Source organism: Priestia sp. P5_B4 (genome assembly GCF_056400385.1).
Genome location: NZ_JBFULJ010000314.1, coordinates 1 through 4,063, shown reverse-complemented (window position 1 = coordinate 4,063; position 4,063 = coordinate 1). Strand labels below are relative to the sequence as shown.

Here is a 4,063-nt window from a genome sequence, read left to right as displayed (position 1 = left end):
TAAAAAGATTGAAGTTCCATACTTACTATTCGATGACCATAATCTTTAAGGAGAAGGTGCACTAGTGACTGCTTTGCATTTAAGTAAAATAGGAAGCAAAATGACTAATAAAGTAGGCGTTCGCGCTATCATGCATGACATCCAAGAGGTGCTCAATTCCAATCTCAATCAATATGTGAATTTAAGTGCTGGCAACCCCGCCATCCTCCCTCAAGTTTATGAAATGTGGCAAGAAGCTTTAAGAGATATTGTGAACGACAAACAATTAAAAAATTTGATTAGCCAATATGGTTCTAGTTACGGTACGCATGAATTAATTGATTGCATAAGAGAATACTTCTTTACGAATTATCGTATTAAACTGGAAAGAGAACAAGTCTTGATCACGTCGGGAAGTCAAAATCTCTTTTTTTTAGCTTTAAATTCGTTTTGCGGTACAAGTAAAGAAGGAAGAGTAAAAAAAGCATTAATACCTATGCTGCCAGATTACGCTGGGTATAGTGGAGTCGCGCTTGAGGAAGGTGTAATAGAAGGAATTCCTCCTATCCTCTCAAAGCTTGATCGTCATACGTTTCGCTATGAATTTAACAAGCAGGCATTTAAAGATAAAATAGCTCAGGACCCAGACATCGGAGCTATTGTATTATCAAGACCTAATAACCCAAGCGGCAACATCCTTTCTGAAGAAGCCGTACAGCTTATATCCCAAGTGTGCAAGGACTATCACATTCCATTGCTAATTGATTCAGCTTACGCACCGCCTTTTCCTGCTATTAATTTTATTGAAATGGATCCGATCATACATGATAATATCATTCACTGCAYGAGTCTTTCTAAAGCCGGATTGCCTGGTGAGAGAATAGGAATTGCTATAGGAAAAAGTGACTTCATAAAAGTAATGGAAGCATTTCAATCAAATATTTTGATTCACTCCTCTAGGCTAGGTCAAAGGATGGTGGTTAACACCTTAAAGAGCGGGCAGTTAGCCGGAATTTCAGCTAACTATATAAGAACTCATTATAAACAAAAACATGACTATTTAAAAAACCTTTTAACTACACGTATGCCGGATGATATTCCTTGGTATTTACACAAAGCGGAAGGTTCGTTATTTGGCTGGCTTTGGTTAGAAGGTTTGCCTTTCAGTGATAGCGATCTATACAATAAATTAAAAGCAGAAAACTTGATTGTAGTGCCAGGCGGCTCATTCTTTCACGGCAGCCAATCTTCTTCTCACAACCGGGAGTGCATTCGCATAAGTCTTACTGCTGCAGATGAGGAGTTAAAGAAAGGAATTGATATTCTTTCTTCAGTAGTTAAGGAAATATACAGTTCAAACTTTATATTTCAAACAGAAAAATTATAATTTCTTTAAGGTTTAGAAGTGCAACTCATACGTAATCATAAAGGGTTCTTTATAAGCTAAAGATTGTTTAAAGAAGACAATAACATCCAATTTCTTTTGGAACTGGATAATTTTTTGCAATGAAAGACTCCTATATTTCTGCTAGCATATGAACCACGTCAAGAAATAGCAAGGAGGCTTTTTATTTTTATGATAAAGAAACTAGTGATTGCTATAGCAATGCTTATCCCAAGTTTTGGTGCAGGTTACTCAGCATTTGCAGCAGCGCCCGCTCATGAACAGCACGTTCAAGTAAATAAAAATGATAAAGAATTATTAGCTCGTCTTGTATCAGCTGAAGCCAAAGGAGAGCCTTATGCAGGCAAAGTAGCCGTGGCGACAGTTGTATTAAATAGAGTCGACAGTAGCAAATTTCCAGACACTGTAAAAGGCGTTATTTATCAAAAAGGTCAGTATAGTCCGGTCAGCAACGGTCAAATTAATAAACCTGCAGACAAAGATTCAAAAAAAGCTGTAGAAGAAGCAATTAACTTCCAAGGTCAAGGAAAAGGTTCATTATTCTTCTTTAATCCTGATAAAACGGGAGATCAATGGCTGCGCCAAAAACAAGAAACAATTAAAATAGGAAATCATGTATTTGCAAAATAATAAAAAAGCTAATGGCTAGCTGCGCGCTGCTATTAGCTTTTTTAGTTATGTACATAAAATAAATAGTAGAATAATCTTTAAAATTAGAATTTCATGGTAAAATATAAAAAGTCATTCATAACTAAAAATATGAGGTGATAGCGTGAAAGAGAATATGATGTTTGCTTGGATAGCTTCATGGTTAGCTCTTGCTGGTCAGCTCGTTTTTTTACGGGAGTAGCGCTTTTTACAGGAGATTGGCGCTACATGATGTGGAGTTTTATGATAAGTATAATTGTAGGTATACCTAGTATCATTAGCACCTATAAACGAAATCAGCAGCTAAAAGCTTACAAAAAATAAGGAATATCGTATTGAAACGAGTTATGAAAGACTTAGAGAAATCCTCCAAGTCTTTTTTTGTGTGGGTATAAAAAGACATGAACCGTACTCCGTTCTTCTAAAAAAAGTGCTTTTTACATAGTTTATCAATACAGAAAATTTGATAAACATGCGGAGGAATAACCATGCAGAAACAGCCTAATTTTTTGTTGATTATCGTGGACGAGGAGCGATTTCCACCCTTATATGAAAGTAAAGAACTAAAAAAGTGGAGAAAAAAACATTTAAAAGCACATGAATTTTTAAAACAGCATGGAACGGAGTTTACTCGTCACTACGTCGGTTCTACAGCTTGTTCACCAAGTCGAGCTACATTATTTACAGGGCAGTATCCTTCATTGCACGGAGTTACGCAAACGCAAGGTATCGCAAAGAAATCACAAGATCCTGATATGTTTTGGCTGCAGCCTAATACCGTCCCGACGATGGGAGAGTATTTTAAGAAGGCTGGGTATCAAACCTTTTATAAAGGAAAATGGCATATTTCTGATGAGAACATCTTAATTCCAGGAACACATGACGTTTTTTCTAGCTATCAGATGCAAACAGGAATACCGGATCCAGAGAAAGAAGGCCTTTATCAACGGGCTAATAAGCTTGAAAAGTTTGGTTTTTCAGGGTGGATTGGTCCGGAACCGGAAGGGAGAAATCCGCACAATTCCGGTTCATCTGCGGCCGTTGGAGTGAGCGGACGAGACGAAATATATGCAGAGGAAATCATAGAGCTTATTCAACGATTAGAACATCAAGCGCCTGCGCAGCCTTGGCTCATGGTAGCTTCATTTGTGAACCCGCATGACATTGCGCTGTTCGGAGCGATTACCAAACACCTTCCTATGTTTCAGTTTTCTATTGATGAGACGATTCCAAACATCGATCCGCCACCTACCATTAGAGAACCTTTACAAACAAAGCCTAGCGCTCAAAGCAGCTATAAATACATCTATCCAAAAGCGCTGCAGCCAACCCCAAATTCTAGCTTCTACCGGCGCTTGTATTATCAGCTGCAAAAAAATGTTGATAAACAAATTTTAAAAGTTCTTCGGACCATGGAACAATCTTCGTTCTATGAAAATACAATTATTATTTTTACGTCTGATCACGGTGATTTGCTTGGAGCTCACGGGGGACTACATCAAAAATGGTACAACATGTATGAAGAATCTATTCACGTTCCGCTTCTCATTCATAACAAGCGTTTGTTTCCTAGTTATCAACGTACAGACACATTGACTAGTCACCTTGACTTGATCCCGACAATGCTTAGTTTAGCTAATATAGATGCTTCCGCTATTCAAAAGCAATTACAAAAAAGTCATACGGAAGTACATCCATTTGTTGGGCGAGACCTCTCAGGTATACTTCGAGGAGAAACGTRTGCTGAGCAAGAGGAAACAGCGATTTTCTTCATGACGGATGATGACCCGACAAAAGGACTTCACCAAACAAATTTTTTAGGAGAAAGCTACCCGTCAGTTGTTCAGCCTAATCACATTCAAGCGATCATTGTCGAGTTTTCGTCAGCGGCAGGAAAGGAAATTTGGAAATACGCTCGCTATCATGATAATCTGCAATTTTGGTCAGCAGATGACGAAAAAGATGAATTCATTCACGGAGAGCAATATGAAGGTTACCCTGTGAGTTTTACTACCCTTAAAACAACCCGTG

General features: G+C 38.0%; 3 protein-coding genes. All 3 read left to right on the top strand.

The genetic code is table 11. The features are described from left to right. Nucleotides 1-64 precede the first annotated feature (64 nt). Entirely contained in the window at nucleotides 65-1,366 is a 1,302-nt protein-coding gene (locus AC1DRF_RS18245; RefSeq protein WP_477741336.1) for a valine--pyruvate transaminase, read from the top strand. A gap of 189 nt (nucleotides 1,367-1,555) precedes the next feature. Next, complete coding sequence (locus tag AC1DRF_RS18240; protein ID WP_025751889.1) at nucleotides 1,556-2,014, top strand: cell wall hydrolase; 459 nt, start codon at nucleotides 1,556-1,558, stop codon at nucleotides 2,012-2,014. Nucleotides 2,015-2,520: 506 nt separating this feature from the next. Further along, nucleotides 2,521-4,063, top strand: a 1,543-nt coding sequence (locus tag AC1DRF_RS18235) for a sulfatase family protein (RefSeq protein WP_477741335.1), incomplete at its 3' end; no start/stop codon positions are given.

Excerpts from the sequence above, each read along its gene's own strand:
- AC1DRF_RS18240 (WP_025751889.1), top strand. The coding sequence starts at position 1,556 with ATGATAAAGAAACTAGTGATTGCTATAGCAATGCTTATCCCAAGTTTT.